A 17,906-nucleotide genomic window follows, 5' to 3' on the forward strand; every position below is an offset into this window, starting at 1 on the left:
TCTCATTTATCCCCACATCCTCCTCAACGTTCGTTAAATCTGATTCTGTTGAGGTAGCAATGACCATGAAAGGACAAGAGACTCGTGGCTTTCAGTCAGAGGTAAAACAACTTCTGCACCTGATGATCCATTCTCTCTATTCAAACAAAGAGATTTTCCTGCGTGAGCTGATTTCCAATGCTTCGGATGCGGCAGATAAACTGCGTTTCCGCGCGCTGTCTGATGCCAGCCTGTATGAAGGCGATGGCGACCTGCGTGTGCGTCTCTCTGTGGATAAGGACAACCGGACCATTACGCTCAGCGATAACGGTATCGGCATGCGTCGTGATGAAGTGATTGAAAACCTGGGAACCATTGCTAAGTCAGGCACCAAATCCTTCCTGGAATCTCTGGGTTCAGACCAGGCAAAAGACAGCCAACTGATTGGTCAGTTTGGTGTGGGTTTCTACTCTGCATTTATCGTCGCAGATAAAGTCTCTGTGCGCACCCGTGCGGCGGGCGCGGCAGAAGACGAAGCCGTTTTCTGGGAATCGGCTGGCGAAGGGGATTACACCATTGCCGATATCAGCAAAGCCGAGCGCGGTACTGAGATTACCCTGCACCTGCGCGAAGGCGAAGATGAGTTCCTCGACAGCTGGCGCGTCCGCAATATTATTGGAAAATACTCCGATCACATCGCCCTGCCGGTAGAAATCGAAAGCAAAGATGAAGAAACCGGCACCACCACCTGGGAGAAAATCAATAAAGCCCAGGCACTGTGGACCCGCAACAAATCAGACATCAGCGATGAAGAGTACAACGAGTTTTATAAACACATCGCCCACGATTTTAGCGACCCGGCTATCTGGAGCCACAACCGCGTAGAAGGTAAACAGGAGTACACCAGCCTGCTTTACATCCCGGCTCGCGCGCCCTTTGACATGTGGAACCGCGATCATAAACACGGCCTGAAGCTGTACGTGCAGCGCGTGTTTATCATGGATGACGCTGAGCAGTTTATGCCGAATTACCTGCGCTTCGTGCGTGGCCTGATTGATTCAAACGATCTGCCACTTAACGTATCGCGTGAAATCCTGCAGGACAGCCGCGTAACCCAGAGCCTGCGTGGCGCGCTGACCAAACGTGTTCTTCAGATGCTGGATAAACTGGCGAAAGACGATAGCGAGAAATACCAGACGTTCTGGAAAGAATTCGGTCTGGTGTTGAAAGAAGGTCCGGCGGAAGATCACGCAAACAAAGAAGCGATTGCCAAACTGCTGCGCTTTGCCAGTACCCAAAGCGAAGGCGCGGCGCAAACTGTCTCGCTGGAAGACTACGTCAGCCGCATGGTAGAAGGGCAGGAGAAGATCTACTACATCACGGCCGACAGCTATGCCGCCGCTAACAGCAGCCCGCATCTGGAGCTGTTCCGTAAGAAAGGTATCGAAGTTCTGTTGCTGTCCGATCGTATTGACGAGTGGATGATGAGCTACCTGACCGAGTTCGACGGAAAAACCTTCCAGTCTGTCAGCAAAGCTGATGATACGCTGGATAAACTGGCTGACGAAGAGACGGAAGAGCAGAAAGAAGCCGAAAAAGCTCTGGAGCCGTTTGTTGAGCGCGTGAAGACCTTGCTGGGTGAGCGAATTAAAGACGTGCGCCTCACGCATCGTCTGACCGATACGCCAGCGATTGTGACCACGGATGCGAACGAAATGACCACCCAAATGGCTAAACTGTTCGCCGCAGCAGGTCAGGACGTGCCAGAAGTGAAATACATCTTTGAAATCAATCCCGATCACCCGTTGGTGAAACGCGTGGCGGAGACGCAGGATGAAACTGGCTTTGGTGAGTGGATTGAGCTGTTACTGGATCAGGCACTGCTGGCAGAGCGCGGTACGCTGGACGATCCTAACCAGTTTATCCGCCGTATGAACCAGTTACTGACGGCGTAAAACGATAAAACCGGTGATAACCTCACCGGTTTTTTTCTTTCTGCGACGCTGGCCGGCTGTCGGTGAGCGGTTTTGTTGCGCAAACGCCACGAAATCCCTTCAGCTTCGGCCACCAGTCCGAAAATGGCCTTTGACTGACCTGACGCACTGCTATCGCGCGCTAAAGCCAGTACACTAGTTTTTCCTGACCCGCCGTTTTCTTGTGATGGGCGGGTCATAATGGTATGTTCTTCCGCTTCTCAGATTCATCAATGCGATTCGCAAGGGGATTTACGCAATGCGTATTATTCTGCTCGGAGCTCCGGGCGCAGGTAAGGGGACTCAAGCCCAATTCATCATGGAGAAATACGGCATTCCGCAGATCTCCACTGGCGACATGCTGCGTGCAGCGGTTAAAGCTGGCACCGAACTTGGCAACCAGGCGAAAGCCATCATGGATGCCGGCAAGTTGGTTACTGATGAGCTGGTCATTGCGCTAGTTAAAGAGCGCATCACGCAGGAAGATTGCAAAAACGGTTTCCTGCTTGATGGTTTCCCACGCACCATTCCTCAGGCTGACGCAATGAAAGAAGCCGGTATTAAAGTGGATTATGTGCTGGAGTTCGCCGTACCGGATGAACTGATTGTTGAGCGTATTGTGGGCCGCCGTGTTCACGCGCCGTCAGGCCGTGTTTACCATGTCAAATTCAATCCACCGAAAGTGGAAGGCAAAGATGACGTGACCGGTGATGAGCTGACCACTCGTAAAGACGATCAGGAAGAAACGGTCCGCAAACGTCTGGTGGAATACCATCATCTGACTGCGCCGCTGATTGCTTACTACAGTAAAGAAGCGGAAGCGGGCAACACCGAGTATCACAAAATTGACGGTACACGTAATGTGGCCGACGTGAGTGCAGAGCTGGCTAAGATTCTCGGCTAAGCTTATTGGGGCCGGGTTCGCTGGCCCCTTTTGCCGTTATCGCTTTTCTCTCCTGCCTCTCCGTGACCATTCCCTTCGTTTTCTCGCCTCCCCTCATCAAGAAACCTTAATCAGCAAGATAAGCCCGGCTGCGACGGGTCAATTTAGTGCCAGAATGCGTCCTGCTTGTCAGCAGGCAGTCTGGCAACCCTGACAGAGATGCGCAGTGAAAACGTGGTGCACGGCATTGGACACAAACGTGCAGATATCTCTGTGCTGAATGCCGCTGAAGAACACATTGAGATGATGATGCAATGGGTCAACGCGCGCCGTTAAAGTCATGGCAGAGAATGTGATATGCTTCTCTGCCTGTTTTTCCTCACGGCAGTTACCATGAAATTTCCCGGCAAACGTAAATCCAAACACTACTTCCCCGTTAGCGCCCGCGATCCGCTGTTGCAGTCCTCCCCGTTTGATAGTGAAGATGGCAGTTGGGTGGTCGGCATCGATCAGACGCTGGTCGATATCGAAGCTAAAGTCGATGATGCTTTTCTTGTTCGCTACGGCCTGAGCGCCGGTCATTCGCTGGTGATTGACGATGCCGTTGCGGAAGCGCTGTATGCTGAACTCATGCGTGACGAACTGGTGACCCATCAGTTCGCGGGCGGCACGATTGGTAATACGCTGCATAATTTCTCGGTGCTCGCGGATGACCGTTCCGTACTGCTGGGCGTGATGTGTAACAATATCCAGATTGGCGGTTATGCCTACCGTTATCTCTGTAATACCTCCAGCCGAATGGACCTTAACTATCTGCAGGGCGTAGACGGCGCGATAGGTCGCTGCTTTACGCTGATTGGCGATCAGGGCGATCGTACCTTTGCCATCAGCCCGGGGCAAATGAACCAGCTTAAGGCGGAAAACGTCCCGGAAGACGTTATCGCAGGCGCTTCTGCCCTGGTCTTGACCTCCTATCTCATCCGCTGTGAAGCAGGTGAGCCCATGCCAGAGGCAACGTTAAAAGCGATTGAATACGCGAAGCGCCATAACGTGCCCGTGGTACTGACGCTGGGCACCAAACATGTGATTGGCGACAAGCCACAGTTCTGGCGCGATTTTCTGCGCGATCATGTTTCTATTGTGGCGATGAATGAAGAAGAAGCCCTGGCGCTGACGGGCGAAGCCGATCCTCTGCTGGCGTCGGATATCGCACTGGAATGGGTTGATCTGGTGTTGTGTACCGCAGGACCGACCGGGTTGTATATGGCCGGTTATACCGAAGACGCGTTTAAGCGCAAAACGAATCATCCGCTCTTGCCGGGCGCGATTGCCGAATTCAACCTGTACGAATTTAGCCGCGCGATGCGCAAACAGGATTGCCAGCAGCCGTTACGCATTTTCTCTCATATCGCCCCTTATATGGGCGGGCCGGAGAAGATAATGAATACCAACGGGGCAGGGGATGGCGCGCTTGCGGCGTTACTGCACGATATTACGGCAAATAACTATCATCGCCGTAATGTGCCCAATTCCAGTAAACATGCGCGCGCTTATCTGACCTATTCGTCGCTGGCTCAGGTCTGTAAATATGCGAATCGGGTCAGTTATCAGGTGCTGAATCAGCACTCGCCCCGACTGACGCGCGGTTTACCCGAGCGGGAAGACAGTCTGGAAGAGTCTTACTGGGATCGTTAGGTCCGGAGAGATAAACCGCCCCGCATCGACGCAATGTGATACGGGGCGTGAGTCAGGCTGCGGCGCTTAGCAGTGGCCTTCACTGGCCAGCTTGTGCTGCTCCTGCGCGATGTCGTCCTGCAGTTTCTGAATAATGCTGGCGGCAATCTCGCGCTCGCCCATCACCACATAGTTTGCGCCGCGTTCCAGAATGTACTCCACCTCATCGTCGTAATGTGCATGCACAATGATGTTGATGTCCGCTTTTTTCTGGCGGGCGGCGGTGACGATTTCTCCCACCTCGTAACCGTTGGGAATCGTGATCAGCAGCCAGGACGCACAGTCTACGCGGGCTAACGCCATGGTGTCGGCACGGGCAGCATTGGCCAGCACCGCCCGGACACCCTGATCGCGTAACGCTTTCACGCGTGGAATCGAACTTTCAACCACGACTACCGGGATATTGAGCGCCGTCAGTTGTTCACACAGCAGGTTGCCTACGCGGCCATAGCCGACAATCACCGCATGCTGACAGACATCAACGGGAATTTGCTGCTCTTCTTCCAGCGCCTCTTCCAGCGTCTGTTGCTCCATCGTTTCGTTACGGGACAGGTAACGGCCCAGCAACGTAAACAGGACCGGGTTGATCATAATCGAGAGGATCGCGGCGGCCAGCACCAGGCTACGCCCTTCTTCATCCAGCAGGCCGAGCGAGATGCCAAGCCCGGCGAGAATAAAGGCAAACTCACCAATTTGCGCCAGGCTGACCGAGATGGTCATTGCGGTTCGGCGCGAATGGCCCAGCAGCGATACCAGCAGCCAGGCTGCCGCAGATTTCCCTATGACGACAATCACCAGCGCACCCAGCACCGCCAGCGGCTCTTTTACCAGAATCATCGGATCAAACAGCATCCCGACAGAGACAAAGAACAGCACCGCAAAGGCATCACGAAGCGGCAGCGTGTCACGGGCAGCGCGCTGGCTTAACTCGGACTCATTCAGCACCATACCGGCAAAGAAAGCGCCCAGGGCAAAGGAAACATCAAAGAACTCGACGGCACCAAACGCAATCCCCAGCGCCAGGGCTAATACGGCCAGCGTAAACAGCTCACGCGAGCCGGTGGCGGCACTTTTCGCCAGAATCCAGGGCACAGCACGGCGGCCCACCACCATCATTAACACCATAAAGGCGGCAACCTTACCGATGGTCCAGACCAGATCCCATATCACCAGGCTGGCGCTGGCATTTCCCTGCTCCATCATGCCGGCAATGGCGGGTAACAGGACCAGCGTGAGCACCATTACCAGGTCTTCAACAATCAACCAGCCAATCGCGATTTGGCCGCGCTGGCTTTCAATAAGCTGGCGTTCTTCCAGTGCGCGCAGCAACACCACGGTACTGGCGGTAGAAAGACACAAACCGAACACTAACCCCGTCATCCATGACCAGCCCATCGCCCACGACATCAGCATTCCCAGCAAGGTCGCCACGGCGATCTGCGCGATAGCACCGGGAATGGCTATCCGCTTTACCGACATCAGGTCCTTCAGTGAGAAGTGCAGACCGACGCCGAACATCAGCAGGATAACGCCAAGTTCCGCCAGTTCGGGTGCCAGATTGGTATCTGCCACGAACCCCGGCGTAAAAGGCCCCGCCAGTACGCCGGCGACTAAATAACCCACCAAGGGTGAAATTCGTAATCGGTTTGCCAGCATGCCAAGGAGAAAAGCCAGGACCAGAGCCCCGACGATAGTCGTAATCAACGGTGTGGTGTGATGCATGCCAGTCTCCTTGGATGTAAATGTATCCGGTTGTAACAAATGAGTTTAATGCATATCGGAAAGGATCGCTGAATAATTTGTGGGATTAACAGAAAAAAATATGCAAATACAAGAAAAATGCAATCGAAAGGCTGTTTTTATCACTTATCCCGCTTATCGACTGATTCAGCGCTGAGCCGAGAGCACAACATTAAAATTTTACTCCCCTTAAATGACACAGAGGTGACGTCGATGACGCGCTAATGCGCTGACAACAGTCACTAACCGCAACCAGATCGGGATTTGCTGAAGCCATTTAGCCGCCTGGGTCGGAGGGGCAGATTACGCACCGACCTGACGTATAGCTGCCTGTCGTGGAAGTGATGCTAAAACAATCTATTGTGATGGCATAACGGAACCGCGCGGTGAAGATCTCGGGTATGTTTATTTTTACGACGTACGCATCAATGCGGAAAATCATTATGATGTTAACTTCATCAACATAACGATGAAGCTGTTAACCCTGTTGGTTATTTAATAAACAACAGAATAACGGTACGGCAACATACGCGCGTCCTGTATTTGCGGTGTTAGAGTGCGCGGCAGCTAAAATCGAACCACTGGGGTTGCCTGTCAGGCCACATTACCGGCCATACTGGAACAGACAACGCCTTATGGACTCTGGGCCACCGCGGTTAAGATGCGGATACAGAAAGGGCCTGTTTCCCGCAGGATTAAACGGACAATCATTAAAGGAGAAGGGCTGTGGTGTTATCTCGATGGGCAAGAGCAGGTCTGGCACTACTGGTGATGCTGTCATCCATATTAACCCAGGCCGCCCAGCCTGACCGGAGCTACCGTTTCAGCATTCTGCACACCAACGATCAGCATGGTCATTTTTGGTTTAATGAGCAGGGCGAATATGGGCTGGCTGCGCAAAAAACGCTGATGGATACGCAACGTTACGCCATCCAGGCCAAAGGCGGTGGCGCGCTAATTTTGTCTGCGGGCGATGTTAACAGCGGCGTGCCTGAATCGGATGAACTGGATGCTGAACCGGATATCCGCGGTATGAACCTGATTGGCTATGATGCCATGACATTGGGTAATCACGAGTTTGATAAACCGCTCGCCGTCCTGCGTAAACAGGAAAAATGGGCTAAATTCCCTTTCCTGGCAGCTAACGTCTACCAAAAAAGCACTGGTAAACGCCTGTTTAAACCCTGGGCTGTCTTTCAGCGCATGGGGTTGAAAATCGCTGTGCTCGGGTTGATCACGCCAGATACCGCCAAATTGACGAACCCTGCACAGCTAACCGACATCGAATTCCGCGATCCCGTTACCGAAGCAGAAAAGGCCGTGGCCGAGCTGCGTGCCAGCGACAAGCCAGACGTTATCGTGGCATTAACTCATCTTGGTCATTACGACGATGGTAAGCACGGCAGTAACGGTATAGGTGACGTGACGCTGGCGCGCAGTCTGCCGAAAGGCACACTTGATGTGATCGTCGGCGGGCACTCTCATGATGCGGTATGTATGGAAAAAGAGAATGTCAGTCGTAAAGACTACCTGCCAGGCCAACCCTGTCAGCCTGACCGTCAGAACGGCGTATGGATTATGCAGGCGGAAAAATGGGGCAAATACGTGGGCCGCGGCGATTTTATCTATCGCAATGGGGAATTAACCCTGGAGGCCTATCAACTCATACCGGTTAACCTCAAGCACAAAATCAAAAACCATGATGGCAGTGAGTCCTGGCTTACCTGGCAGCAAGCGATCCCCAATAACACCGCAATGATGAAATTACTGACGCCTTTTCAAAAGCGAGCTGATGCCAAACTATTGGTGAATGTCGGCAGCATGAAAGGGGATTTCCCCGGCGAAAAAGAGACAGTGCGCTTTACACAAAGCGCTATCGGGCAGTTGATATTGCGTGCACAGATGGCGGCGACGCAGGCTGACTTTGCTGTGATGAGCGGCGGCGGTATCCGCACTTCGCTTAAATCAGGCCCGGTAACCTGGCGCGATCTGTTACAGGTACAACCTTTCGGCAATCATGTGGTTTCCGTGACGATGAGGGGCGCAGAAATCAGACGCTATCTGGCGGTGGTGGCAAATATCAAACCCGATTCAGGCGGCTTCGCCCAGTTAGCCAATGTCAGCCTCATCGCTAACGGCAATGCAGTCAGTCAGGTGAGCATCAACGGCCAGCCGTTGGCGGATGAAAAAACCTACCGTATGGCGACGAACAGTTTTAATGCCGCAGGCGGTGATGGCTATCCGCGAATTGATACGCATCCGGGTTATGTTAACAGCGGCAAGCCAGATGCCCAGGTGTTGCGAGACTGGGTGAGCACGCATTCTCCGGTGAACGTCAACGACTACCAGCCGCATGAAAGTGTTATCTATCAGGCTGCGCCCGCGGCAACGCCGCAGAACGGCGCGAAAGAAGCGACGCCGCTTCGGCGCTATCCCAAAATGGTGCTGACATGGATCCGACACTGGAACAGTGAAAGCGCGACGCAGCATTAAGCACGAGCAGGGAGGCGGCCTCCCTGCTGTTTATCAGGCGCGGCAGGATTTGCGGGCTAACCAGTGCGGACGCAGCTTGTCCCAGACCAGGTTGTAGACAAAGGTGTAGGGCAGAAAGAACAGAAAAAACGCCACTTCGATCAAAAAGGCCTGCCACAGCGAAATCTCCAGCATCCAGGCGGCCAATGGCAAACCTATCAGGATAAAACCGCCCTCAAAACCCAGCGCGTGCAGGATACGAAGCAGGGCGCTGCGTTTCTGCCCGGCCGGGTAAAACCGATCAAACACGCTGTTGTAAATCATATTCCACAGCATCGCCACCGTAGACAACATGATCGCCAGCGCACCCATTTGAAACAGGGGTTTATCCATAATCCATGCCGCCAGCGGGGCGATAGTGACGATGGCCAGGCCTTCAAACAGGGTGGCATGTGCGATGCGTTCTGTGATTGAACGGGTTTGCATTTCGATCTCCTTTGTTCAGGTTGCGCATTCTCCCACGTCAAAATGCTAAGATAAAATGATCATCTATCGATAAAAGCGATGGTTTACATGCGTTATTCACCGGAATCTCTGGAAGCTTTTGTACAGACCGTGGCCAGCGGATCGTTTTCTGCCGCCGCTCGTGCACTGAAAAAAAGCCAGTCCACCATCAGTGTGGCCGTGGTCAATCTGGAAGAAGATCTGGGTTTTGCCCTCTTTGACCGGCGCGGTCGCCAGCCACAGCTCACCGAGCAGGGGCAACGCGTGTTGCCTCAGGTGCAGCAAATTCTTGCCGCCAGTGAGCGACTGGACGCGCTGGCAACGCGGCTGTCTGAAGGCGTTGAGCCGCGGCTGAGCGTGGCGGTGTCAGACTTTTGGCAAACCGACTACCACCAGCGTTTACTGAAGCAGTTTGAGGCGCACTACCCGGATGTGGAGCTGGAAGGGATCGCGGCGGAAGATGCGGATGTCCTGGAGCTGTTGCAAGAGGGACGGGCCCACATTGGAGTGATACGTGCCCAGCCGACGCTTCCTGCCGACATCGCGGTCGCCCGGCTACAGGTCGATGCCGAGTTAGGTATTTACCTGCATCGGGATCATCCCGTGGCCCAACAATCCTCGGTAAACGAAAGTCAGCTTGAACCGCTTCGTCATCTTCGTCTTAATACCTGGACAGCGAAACGTGAGAGTGCGCCGAAAGGGCGCGCCTGGTCTGCGCAAACCTATTATGTGCTGCTGGAAATGGCGGAACAGGGTTTTGGCTGGAGTATTTTACCCCGCTGGCTGGTGAAACAGTGCGGGCACGGTGTACTGCGGGAACTGCCAATAGCGGGATGGCCGCAGCGCATTGCCGTCGAAGTGGTGTGGTCACGCCGCAATCCGCCCGGTCCCGCTGGGCGCTGGATGATCGATCAACTCTGTGCGCTGCCACCGGCTTAATCGCGCCGGGCGATATCCGCTAACGGGGCATCCAACAGCCGGGAGAGATCCTGTGGGCTCAATTCAATATCCAGCCCGCGCTTACCGCCTGAAATAAACAGCGTGGCAAAGTCGTTAGCCGAGCTGTCGATCACCGTTGGCAACCGCTTTTTTTGCCCCAGCGGACTGATGCCGCCCACCAGATAACCGGTGATGCGCTGCGCCAGCATGGGATCGGCCATCTCGGCTTTTTTGGCATTGAACGCCTTTGCCACCTTCTTGAGATCGAGCTGGGTGGCGACAGGCGTAACCGCCACAGCAAGGTGCTTAGCCTCGCCATTCAGCGCCACCAGCAAGGTTTTGTACACCTGCCGGGCATCCAGATTTAGCTTACGGACCGCTTCGTCACCAAAACTGGTTTCGTTGCTGTCATGTTCATAAGGATGCAAAGTGAAGCTGACTTTTTGTTTTTCCAGCAGTTTTACCGCAGGCGTCATAGTATTCTCTTATTCGGAAAAATCTTATTACGTATTATTGAACAATAAATGTGGCGAAATAATGTGCTTTAGGCGAGAATTGCCTCGCGCCAGCAATCCTGTTGTTGGCGACAACTAAAATCATTAACACATTCCTCTTTGAAGAGCCGATATGACTGTCGGCTCTCTTTTTTTCTGCGTTTTATTCCGCGCGCATCAAGCCCGGCAGGTTGTTCTCGCCGTATAAATGCAGTGCTCCGACCGCTACCACGTACTGACCAGCAGGCAGAGTGCGTAAATAATCGCACCACTGGCTGTTACGCTGGCTAATCAGCGTGTCGTTCAGTGTCTGACTGAAGGTCGCAGGCAGAGCAATTTGCGGCTCGCGCGGCGGGCTTTCCAGCCACCAACTCACCATCGTTTGCAACATGCGCGCGTTAGTGTGCCAATGGGTCAGCGTATCTGCCAGCAGCGCCATGCCGTCGTCAGGTAATGATTTCAGCAGGGTGATTTGTGCCTGCGCACCTTCCAGTTCAATCACGGGTTTATCCATCGCCCGCGCCGCCTGCAGTAGCTGATAATCAATGCCGTAATCAGGACGCAAACCCAGCCGCTGCGCCTGCTGCGCCTGTAACATCAGGGCAATTTGCCAGGCCGGTAACGTATCGAACCGGCTCAGGGATAAACCGGTTTCATTACACAGTGTTTCAAGCTTCGCCAGCGCCTCATCATCCATTCTGGCGGTCAGTGGCGGACGTTCCTCCGTGTTTTCAAACGGCGATCCTCCCTGAGTAATATCCGCCTCAACAACCAGCGCGTCGGCTTTTTGTAACTGCTGTAGCAGCCGGACCGGCAGGGGCTGCATGTCACGAGTGCCCATATGAATGCTTCCCACCAGATGAAACCGGCATTCGCCAGACTGAATATCTACGGCTGGCCAACGATAACTGGTAGGGAAAAGCGGGTTAATCCAGTTACGTAAACGTTGCAAAAGGCGCGCTGTCATTCCCTGTCCTTCACTGTGTTAAAGAAACCATGCTAGCGGGATCGCGTCACGAAAGACAGAGCAGGGCAGTTATTGCTAAACGCGGGGCTTATAGCGCAGCAGGCGGTTAGCATTACTCACTACGGTGATGGACGACAGCGCCATCGCTGCCCCGGCAAACACCGGGCTGAGCAGCAGGCCAGTAAAGGGAAAGAGCACGCCCGCTGCCAAGGGAATGCCGATAATGTTATAGATAAACGCACCAAACAGGTTCTGCCGGATATTGCCCAGAGTGGCGGAGGCAATTTTCAAGGCATCGACTACGCCATGCACATCGGCTCGCATCAGGGTAATTGCTGCGGTTTCCACAGCTACGTCGCTGCCGCCGCCCATCGCAATACCGACATCAGCCTGCGCCAGCGCCGGGGCATCATTAATGCCATCGCCCACCATCGCGACGCGTTGCCCTTGCTGTTGCAACTGGCTAATCGCATCGGCTTTGCCTTCGGGCAGCACGCCAGCAATCACCTCATCAATACCGGCCTCATGAGCAATAACCTGGGCCGTATTTTCATGATCCCCGGTCAACATAATCAGTCGGTAGCCCGCATGATGCAGCCTCTGCAAGGCCGCTTTTGCCTCGGGCCGCAGCGTATCACGCAAGCCAATCAGTCCCGTAAGCTGCCCGTCTTCTGCCAGCAATACCGGCGTCGCGCCTTGCCGGGTGAGTCTGTCAATCTCTGCCAGAGCCGGTTGGCAATCCACGCCGTGCGCATTCAGCAGGCTGACATTGCCCAGTAATAGCGTCCTGTTGTTGAGTATGCCGCTTACGCCTTTGCCGCGTATTGTACGAAATTGTGCAATATCGGCTCGAACAGTCTCCCCTGTTTCTGCAAGGATTGCTTTCGCCAGCGGATGACCCGACATCTGCTCCAGCGCTGCCGCCGCAGACAGCACCGATTGACGCGTACTGCCGTTCCAGTTCACCACGTCGGTGACCTGCGGCGTGCCGCTTGTCAGCGTTCCGGTTTTATCAAACACCAGCGTATCAATATGGCTGGCGCGCTGCAGTGCATCCGCATCGCGCACCAGCACACCATATTCGGCGGCGCGTCCGGTACCGGCGATGATCGACATCGGCGTGGCCAGGCCCAGCGCACAGGGACAGGCAATAATCAGTACCGTGGTCGCCACGACCAGAGCATAGGCCATTTGTGGCGCTGGCCCCGCGATATACCAGATCGCGGCGCTGAGCAGAGCGATAAGCACGACCACCGGCACGAACACGGCAGAGATACGATCGGCCAGACGGCCCACATCCGGCTTACTGCTTTGGGCCTTACGCACTAACTGAATAATGCGCGCCAGCGTGGTGTTGCCGCCGGTTGCGCGGGCAATAAAGCGCACCGTTCCGTCCTGCACCAGCGTGCCGGCAAACAGGCTATCGCCCTGCGTTTTACTTTGCGGCACCGCCTCACCGGTGAGCATTGCCTCGTCGCACCAGGCCTCGCCCTCCTGCACTTCGCCATCGACGGGTACGCGATCGCCCGCCACCAGCCGCAGAGTCATACCGGGTTGTACCGCACTGACCGGCATCAGGGTTTCCCCCTGGTCTGTTATCACTCTGGCCTGATCCGGTGTCAGATCGAGCAGGCGCTCCAGGGCTCGGGATGAGCGCTGACGTGCACGTTGCTCAAGCGCATGACCCAGATTGATCAGGCCGAGAATCATCACGCTGGCTTCAAAGTAGAGATGGCGCGCCTGCTGCGGGAAAAAATCAGGCCAGATCACCACGCTGAAGGAGTAAATCCAGGCGGCGGCCGTGCCCAGTGCCACTAAGGTATCCATCGTTGCGCTGCGGTTAACCAGGCTGCGCCAGGCGCTGCGATAGAAGTGACCGCCTGCGGCCACCATCACCAGCAGCGTTACGATGCCGAGCACCCGCCAGGTGGTGTGATTATCCGCAGTGAGCATCATATTGTCGCCCAGCATGCCCCAGATCATCAGCGGCACGCCAAACAACAGTGCGATACCTGCCTGCCAGCTAAAGCGTTGCATGGCACGTCGGGCGCTGCGCTGCTGCTTCTCGCGGCGTTGCTGTTCGTCGTCGACCACTTCAGCCCCGTAGCCGGCTGCATCCACGGCGGCGACCAGCTGATGGGGTTCAACGTTACCCATCACCAGCGCACTGCGCTCGGCCAGATTCACCCGGGCCTGCTGCACGCCACTGACCTGCTCAAGGGCTTTCTCTACCCGGCTGACGCAGCTGGCACAGCTCATCCCCTCGATGAGCAGCACGTGAGCGGCCAGGTTTTCGGTTGCCGGAAGAGAAGGGGACTCCGTTGTCAGCGCCTCCGGCGGCGGCTCTGCTGCTGTCAACGGCTCAGGCTTTGGGCGGGTGCCCGCAGCTTTTAATGTTGCATGGTAGCCCGCCTGTTCAACGGTGGCGATCAGGGCTGTCGCCTCTGCATAGCCTGACACGCTGGCTTCCTGCTGTGTAACCTCAGCCTGCTCGACATCGTCGCGCCCTTCGAGCGCTTCCTTGACGCGTTTTACGCAGTGGCCGCAGGACAATCCGTCCAGCGCCAGAACAATCGTGTTTGACATGGTTGACTCCTTTGTCGGATGTGCATGATTGCGCATTCAAATGGGATTGGTGCTAAGGTTAAACCTTCCATCAAGGGGAAGGTCAAGGAACCAATTATGAACATTAGTGCCGTGGCGAAAAAGACCGGATTAACCAGCAAGGCCATCCGTTTCTATGAAGAAAAGGGCGTGGTAACGCCACCATTACGCGGCGATAACGGCTACCGGCATTATAATTCGCACCATCTTGATGAACTGAATTTATTGCGGCAGGCACGCCAGGTGGGTTTTACCCTGGATGAGTGCCGCGAGCTGGTCGGGCTGTTTAACGATCCCGATCGCCACAGCGCGGATGTGAAAGCCCGCACGTTGCAAAAAGCCGATGAAATTGCTGCACATATTGAAGAGTTGCACGCCATGCGCGCTCGGCTGCTGGCGCTGGCGGCGGCATGCCCGGGCAACGACAGCGCGGACTGCCCCATCATTAATAACCTGGCAGGCTGCTGCAGTCAGGTTGGCGGCAAGCGTGACTGAATGCGCAGGGTGATCCCTTCCACTGCGACGACCTCGACCAGCGCGCCGGCCGGCAAGTTCTGGTCTGCCTGAACACGCCAACTGCTGTCGCCGATGCGAACATGACCAATGCCATTTTGCAACGCGCTGTCCAGGGTTAGCTGCAGGCCGATCATCTGGTTGCCGCGCTGATTAAGTGAGTTTGGCTGCTGGTTGCGCTCACGGTAACGCATCACGCGATGCCAGATAAATACACTGGCCAGCGTCAGCACGGCAAACAGACAGCCCTGTCCGGTCCAGCTCAGTGGCAAAAACCATTCCGTGATGCCGACCAGCATGGCGGCCAGCCCGCTCCAGAGCAAATAGCCGTTCGTGCCGAGCATTTCTGCCGCCAGTAATAACCCGCCCAGCGTCAGCCAGAACCAGTGCGGATGTGCGACGATCTCGCTCACCATCAGCGTTTCGACTCGTTGCGGGTTTCTTTTAACAGCTCACTGATACCACCAATCGCACCCAGCAGGCTGCTGGCTTCCAGCGGCATCATGACGACTTTACTGTTGCTGGATTCACCAATTTTTTGCAGCGCATCCGTGTATTTCTGCGCCACAAAATAATTCACCGCCTGAATATCGCCAGCGGCAATGGCTTCTGACACCATCTTCGTGGCGCGAGCCTCTGCTTCAGCCTGGCGTTCGCGCGCTTCAGCTTGCAGGAAGGCGGAGGTCCGCTCTCCTTCGGCTTTCAGTATCTGTGCCTGCTTTTCACCTTCTGCGCGTAAAATTTCGGCCTGACGCACGCCTTCCGCCGTCAGAATATCGGCACGTTTGGTCCGCTCCGCCTTCATCTGCGCGTTCATGGCACCAATCAGTTCCTGTGGTGGGCGGACATCACGAATTTCGATTCGGGTGATCTTCACGCCCCACGGATTGGTGGCTTCGTCAACGATATGCAGTAAGCGGGTATTGATACTGTCACGTTGAGACAGCATTTCATCCAGCTCCATGCTGCCCAGCACGGTACGCATATTGGTCATAGTGAGGTTAAGGATCGCTAGTTCCAGATTGCTGACTTCATAGGCTGCCCGCGCCGGATCGATAGCCTGCACAAAACAGACAGCATCAATAGTGACGTTGGCATTGTCTTTGGAGATGATCTCCTGAGAGGGAATATCCAGCACCCGTTCCATCATATTAATCTTATGGCCGACGCGATCCATAAAGGGGACAACAAGGCTCAGGCCGGGCTGAAGCGTGCGGGTATAACGGCCAAAGCGTTCGACTGTCCACTGATAGCCTTGTGGAACAATTTTCACGCCGGACCAGACGGTGACCAGGGCGACCAGGATAAGTACAGGAATGACGGTGAGCATATAACCTCCAGGTTGTCAGATGAACGGGCCAAATCGTTCGGCCCGTTTTCTGCTTACATCAGTAAAGCAGGGAATAAAGCTGACGGCGATAGCGTGCGGCAAGCGCATCGCCAGTGCCTAATGCCGCCAGAATCTCCTGCAACATTTTACGCGCCTGGCCGTCAGCGGCGTTCAGATCACGCTTAATGACGTTAAACAGCAGTTCCAGTGCTTCTTCATTACGACCGACCTGATGCAGTTGCAGCGACAGTTTGGTCGCCAGTTCGGCGTTTTCCGGGTCAGTTTCCAGTTGGGATTGCAGTTGCTGAATTTCGGGTGTGTCTGCCGCCTGTTTCAGTAAATCGATCTGGGCGATCAGGCTCTGATAACGGGTGTCCTGATCCTGCAACGGCACGGCGTTGAGTACCGTTTCAGCCTCATCACTGCGGTTAAGAGTAATCAGCACCTCTGCCAGCAAAAAACCGATTTCGCTGTCTTTGTTGCTAAGCTGCCAGGCCTCTTTTAGCAGAGGTAATGCGTCCAGCGGTTTGCCTTCCTGCATCAGCGCCATGGCCTGCTGGGCTTTTAACTCTTCTTCGCGCGGCAGCACTTTTTCCAGCAGTGCGCGCACGGCGTCTTCCGGCTGTGGTCCCTGGAAACCGTCAACAGGCTGGCCGTTCTGGAACAGGTAAACCGTGGGAATGGAGCGCAACCCAAATTGGGACGCCACCCTTTGTTCTTTGTCACAGTCCAGTTTGGCAAGGATAAACTGGCCCGCATATTCCTGAGCCAGCCGTTCCAGCACAGGCGTCAGTTCCTGGCAATGTTGGCTGCGATCCGACCAAAAGTAGAACAGCACCGGTATCTGCATTGACTGCTCAAGGGTCTGTTGCAGGTTGGATTCGTTAATGTCGATAATCGAAGCGTGTGGTGACATGACTAAGTCTCTTTGCAGAAAATGTTTAAAGAATATGGGGCCGACCGCCCCTGCTTCAAGTTGTATTCGCGCAATACCTTTACTGACTGCGAATTATGCGATCCAGTATCCAGCCTGGCAGCAGGCGTTTCAACAGGCCCATCGCGTGTGCGACCAGCGTCACCGGATAACGTAAACGTGGATGTTTGCTTTCGAGCGCATGGCGCAGCTTAGGTAAAATGGCTTCAGGCGGCAGCGTAAATCGCGCCGCCAGACCGGGATTCAGCACCGGATTATCCTGCTCGCCCTGCGTCACATTATCCGTGAAGCGGCTCTGGATTGGACCCGGTTCAATCAGGCTGACGCGCACGCCACTGGTGTGCAGTTCCATGCGTAATGCATCGCTCCAGGCTTCCAACGCGTATTTACTGGCAGCATAAACGCCACGCCCCGGCGTGGAAATCAAGCCCAGCACCGAACTGGTATTAATGATGCGGGCATTGCCAAACGCCTTTAAAGCAGGGAGCAGCCGCACAGTAAGCTGATGGGTGCCAAACACATTACTGGAAAACTGCTGTTCGAATTGCTGACGCGTAATGGTGTTTAACGGACCATAGGTACCAAAGCCGGCGTTGTTGAACAGGGCAAACAGCCGGTTATCGGTGAGCGCCAAAACCTCATCGGCGGCGCGGTCAACGCTGTCAGGATCGTCCAGATCCAACAGCAGCCCGGTAAAGCCCAGGCTTTTCATTCGCGCCACATCTTCAGCTTTACGGCAGGCCGCAATGACGTGATAACCGCGCGCCAGCAGATCATTAGCCGCCACCAGGCCAATACCGCTCGAACAGCCCGTGATCAAAATGGTTTTTTGCATGTGTT

Annotated in this window: 16 protein-coding genes; 7 read left to right on the top strand and 9 right to left on the bottom strand. The window is 55.0% G+C overall.

Annotated elements, in window-relative coordinates; translation table 11 throughout:
- Positions 1-59 precede the first annotated feature (59 nt).
- The 4 genes from htpG (at position 60) to NR177_RS11670 (ending at position 4,530) form a co-directional block, all read left to right on the top strand.
- Complete coding sequence (gene htpG / locus NR177_RS11655) at positions 60-1,934, top strand: molecular chaperone HtpG (RefSeq protein WP_256852939.1); 1,875 nt, start codon at positions 60-62, stop codon at positions 1,932-1,934.
- A 277-nt stretch (positions 1,935-2,211) separates the two neighbouring features.
- Entirely contained in the window at positions 2,212-2,856 is a 645-nt protein-coding gene (gene adk, locus NR177_RS11660) for an adenylate kinase (RefSeq protein WP_063878679.1), read from the top strand.
- A gap of 165 nt (positions 2,857-3,021) precedes the next feature.
- Positions 3,022-3,171, top strand: coding sequence for a hypothetical protein (locus NR177_RS11665; protein WP_181377128.1), 150 nt, complete (start codon positions 3,022-3,024; stop codon positions 3,169-3,171).
- A 57-nt stretch (positions 3,172-3,228) separates the two neighbouring features.
- Entirely contained in the window at positions 3,229-4,530 is a 1,302-nt protein-coding gene (locus tag NR177_RS11670) for an inosine/guanosine kinase (RefSeq protein ID WP_256852940.1), read from the top strand.
- Between the two features lie 66 nt (positions 4,531-4,596).
- Here the strand turns inward: NR177_RS11670 and ybaL are convergent, their stop codons facing one another.
- Positions 4,597-6,291: a YbaL family putative K(+) efflux transporter gene (ybaL, locus tag NR177_RS11675; protein ID WP_256852941.1), complete on the bottom strand. Its 1,695-nt coding sequence runs from the start codon at positions 6,289-6,291 to the stop codon at positions 4,597-4,599.
- Between the two features lie 789 nt (positions 6,292-7,080).
- Between ybaL and ushA the strand changes: the two genes are divergently transcribed.
- The gene (gene ushA / locus NR177_RS11680; RefSeq protein ID WP_306278024.1) at positions 7,081-8,802 is read left to right on the top strand and encodes a bifunctional UDP-sugar hydrolase/5'-nucleotidase UshA; all 1,722 of its coding nucleotides are present in this window, start codon (positions 7,081-7,083) and stop codon (positions 8,800-8,802) included.
- Positions 8,803-8,835: 33 nt separating this feature from the next.
- Here the strand turns inward: ushA and NR177_RS11685 are convergent, their stop codons facing one another.
- Positions 8,836-9,267, bottom strand: a complete 432-nt coding sequence (locus NR177_RS11685) for a multidrug/biocide efflux PACE transporter (RefSeq protein WP_063878682.1) — start codon at positions 9,265-9,267, stop codon at positions 8,836-8,838.
- 87 nt (positions 9,268-9,354) lie between these two features.
- On the opposite strand from NR177_RS11685, the gene NR177_RS11690 reads away from it, so the two are divergent.
- Entirely contained in the window at positions 9,355-10,224 is an 870-nt protein-coding gene (locus NR177_RS11690) for a LysR family transcriptional regulator (RefSeq protein WP_063878683.1), read from the top strand.
- Here the strand turns inward: NR177_RS11690 and ybaK are convergent.
- The 3 genes from ybaK to copA all read right to left on the bottom strand — a co-directional run bounded on the left by ybaK (position 10,221) and on the right by copA (position 14,271).
- Complete coding sequence (ybaK, locus tag NR177_RS11695) at positions 10,221-10,700, bottom strand: Cys-tRNA(Pro)/Cys-tRNA(Cys) deacylase YbaK (protein ID WP_063878684.1); 480 nt, start codon at positions 10,698-10,700, stop codon at positions 10,221-10,223. The genes NR177_RS11690 and ybaK overlap by 4 nt on opposite strands.
- A gap of 181 nt (positions 10,701-10,881) precedes the next feature.
- Positions 10,882-11,685 (bottom strand): TraB/GumN family protein, encoded by an 804-nt coding sequence (locus NR177_RS11700; RefSeq protein WP_256852943.1) that lies wholly within the window; start codon positions 11,683-11,685, stop codon positions 10,882-10,884.
- A gap of 75 nt (positions 11,686-11,760) precedes the next feature.
- Positions 11,761-14,271 carry a copper-exporting P-type ATPase CopA gene (gene copA / locus NR177_RS11705; RefSeq protein ID WP_256852944.1) on the bottom strand — a complete coding sequence of 837 codons (2,511 nt, stop codon included), beginning with the start codon at positions 14,269-14,271 and terminating at the stop codon, positions 11,761-11,763.
- Between the two features lie 96 nt (positions 14,272-14,367).
- Between copA and cueR the strand changes: the two genes are divergently transcribed.
- Entirely contained in the window at positions 14,368-14,784 is a 417-nt protein-coding gene (gene cueR / locus NR177_RS11710) for a Cu(I)-responsive transcriptional regulator (protein ID WP_063878687.1), read from the top strand.
- Here the strand turns inward: cueR and NR177_RS11715 are convergent.
- From NR177_RS11715 to NR177_RS11730, 4 genes are all read right to left on the bottom strand, one after another.
- Positions 14,760-15,218 (bottom strand): NfeD family protein, encoded by a 459-nt coding sequence (locus NR177_RS11715; protein ID WP_096011979.1) that lies wholly within the window; start codon positions 15,216-15,218, stop codon positions 14,760-14,762. The two genes, cueR and NR177_RS11715, sit on opposite strands and share 25 nt — an antisense overlap.
- Positions 15,218-16,132, bottom strand: a complete 915-nt coding sequence (locus tag NR177_RS11720) for an SPFH domain-containing protein (RefSeq protein WP_063878689.1) — start codon at positions 16,130-16,132, stop codon at positions 15,218-15,220. Before NR177_RS11720 ends, NR177_RS11715 begins: the two co-directional genes overlap by 1 nt.
- Positions 16,133-16,190: 58 nt before the next feature.
- On the bottom strand, positions 16,191-17,048 hold the full coding sequence (locus NR177_RS11725; RefSeq protein WP_063878690.1) for a co-chaperone YbbN: 858 nt from the start codon (positions 17,046-17,048) through the stop codon (positions 16,191-16,193).
- A gap of 79 nt (positions 17,049-17,127) precedes the next feature.
- The gene (locus tag NR177_RS11730) at positions 17,128-17,901 is read right to left on the bottom strand and encodes an SDR family oxidoreductase (protein WP_256852945.1); all 774 of its coding nucleotides are present in this window, start codon (positions 17,899-17,901) and stop codon (positions 17,128-17,130) included.
- Between the last annotated feature and the right edge of the window lie 5 nt (positions 17,902-17,906).

It is taken from the genome of Pantoea sp. Fr+CA_20, assembly GCF_024520835.1.
Classification (GTDB): domain Bacteria; phylum Pseudomonadota; class Gammaproteobacteria; order Enterobacterales; family Enterobacteriaceae; genus Pantoea; species Pantoea allii.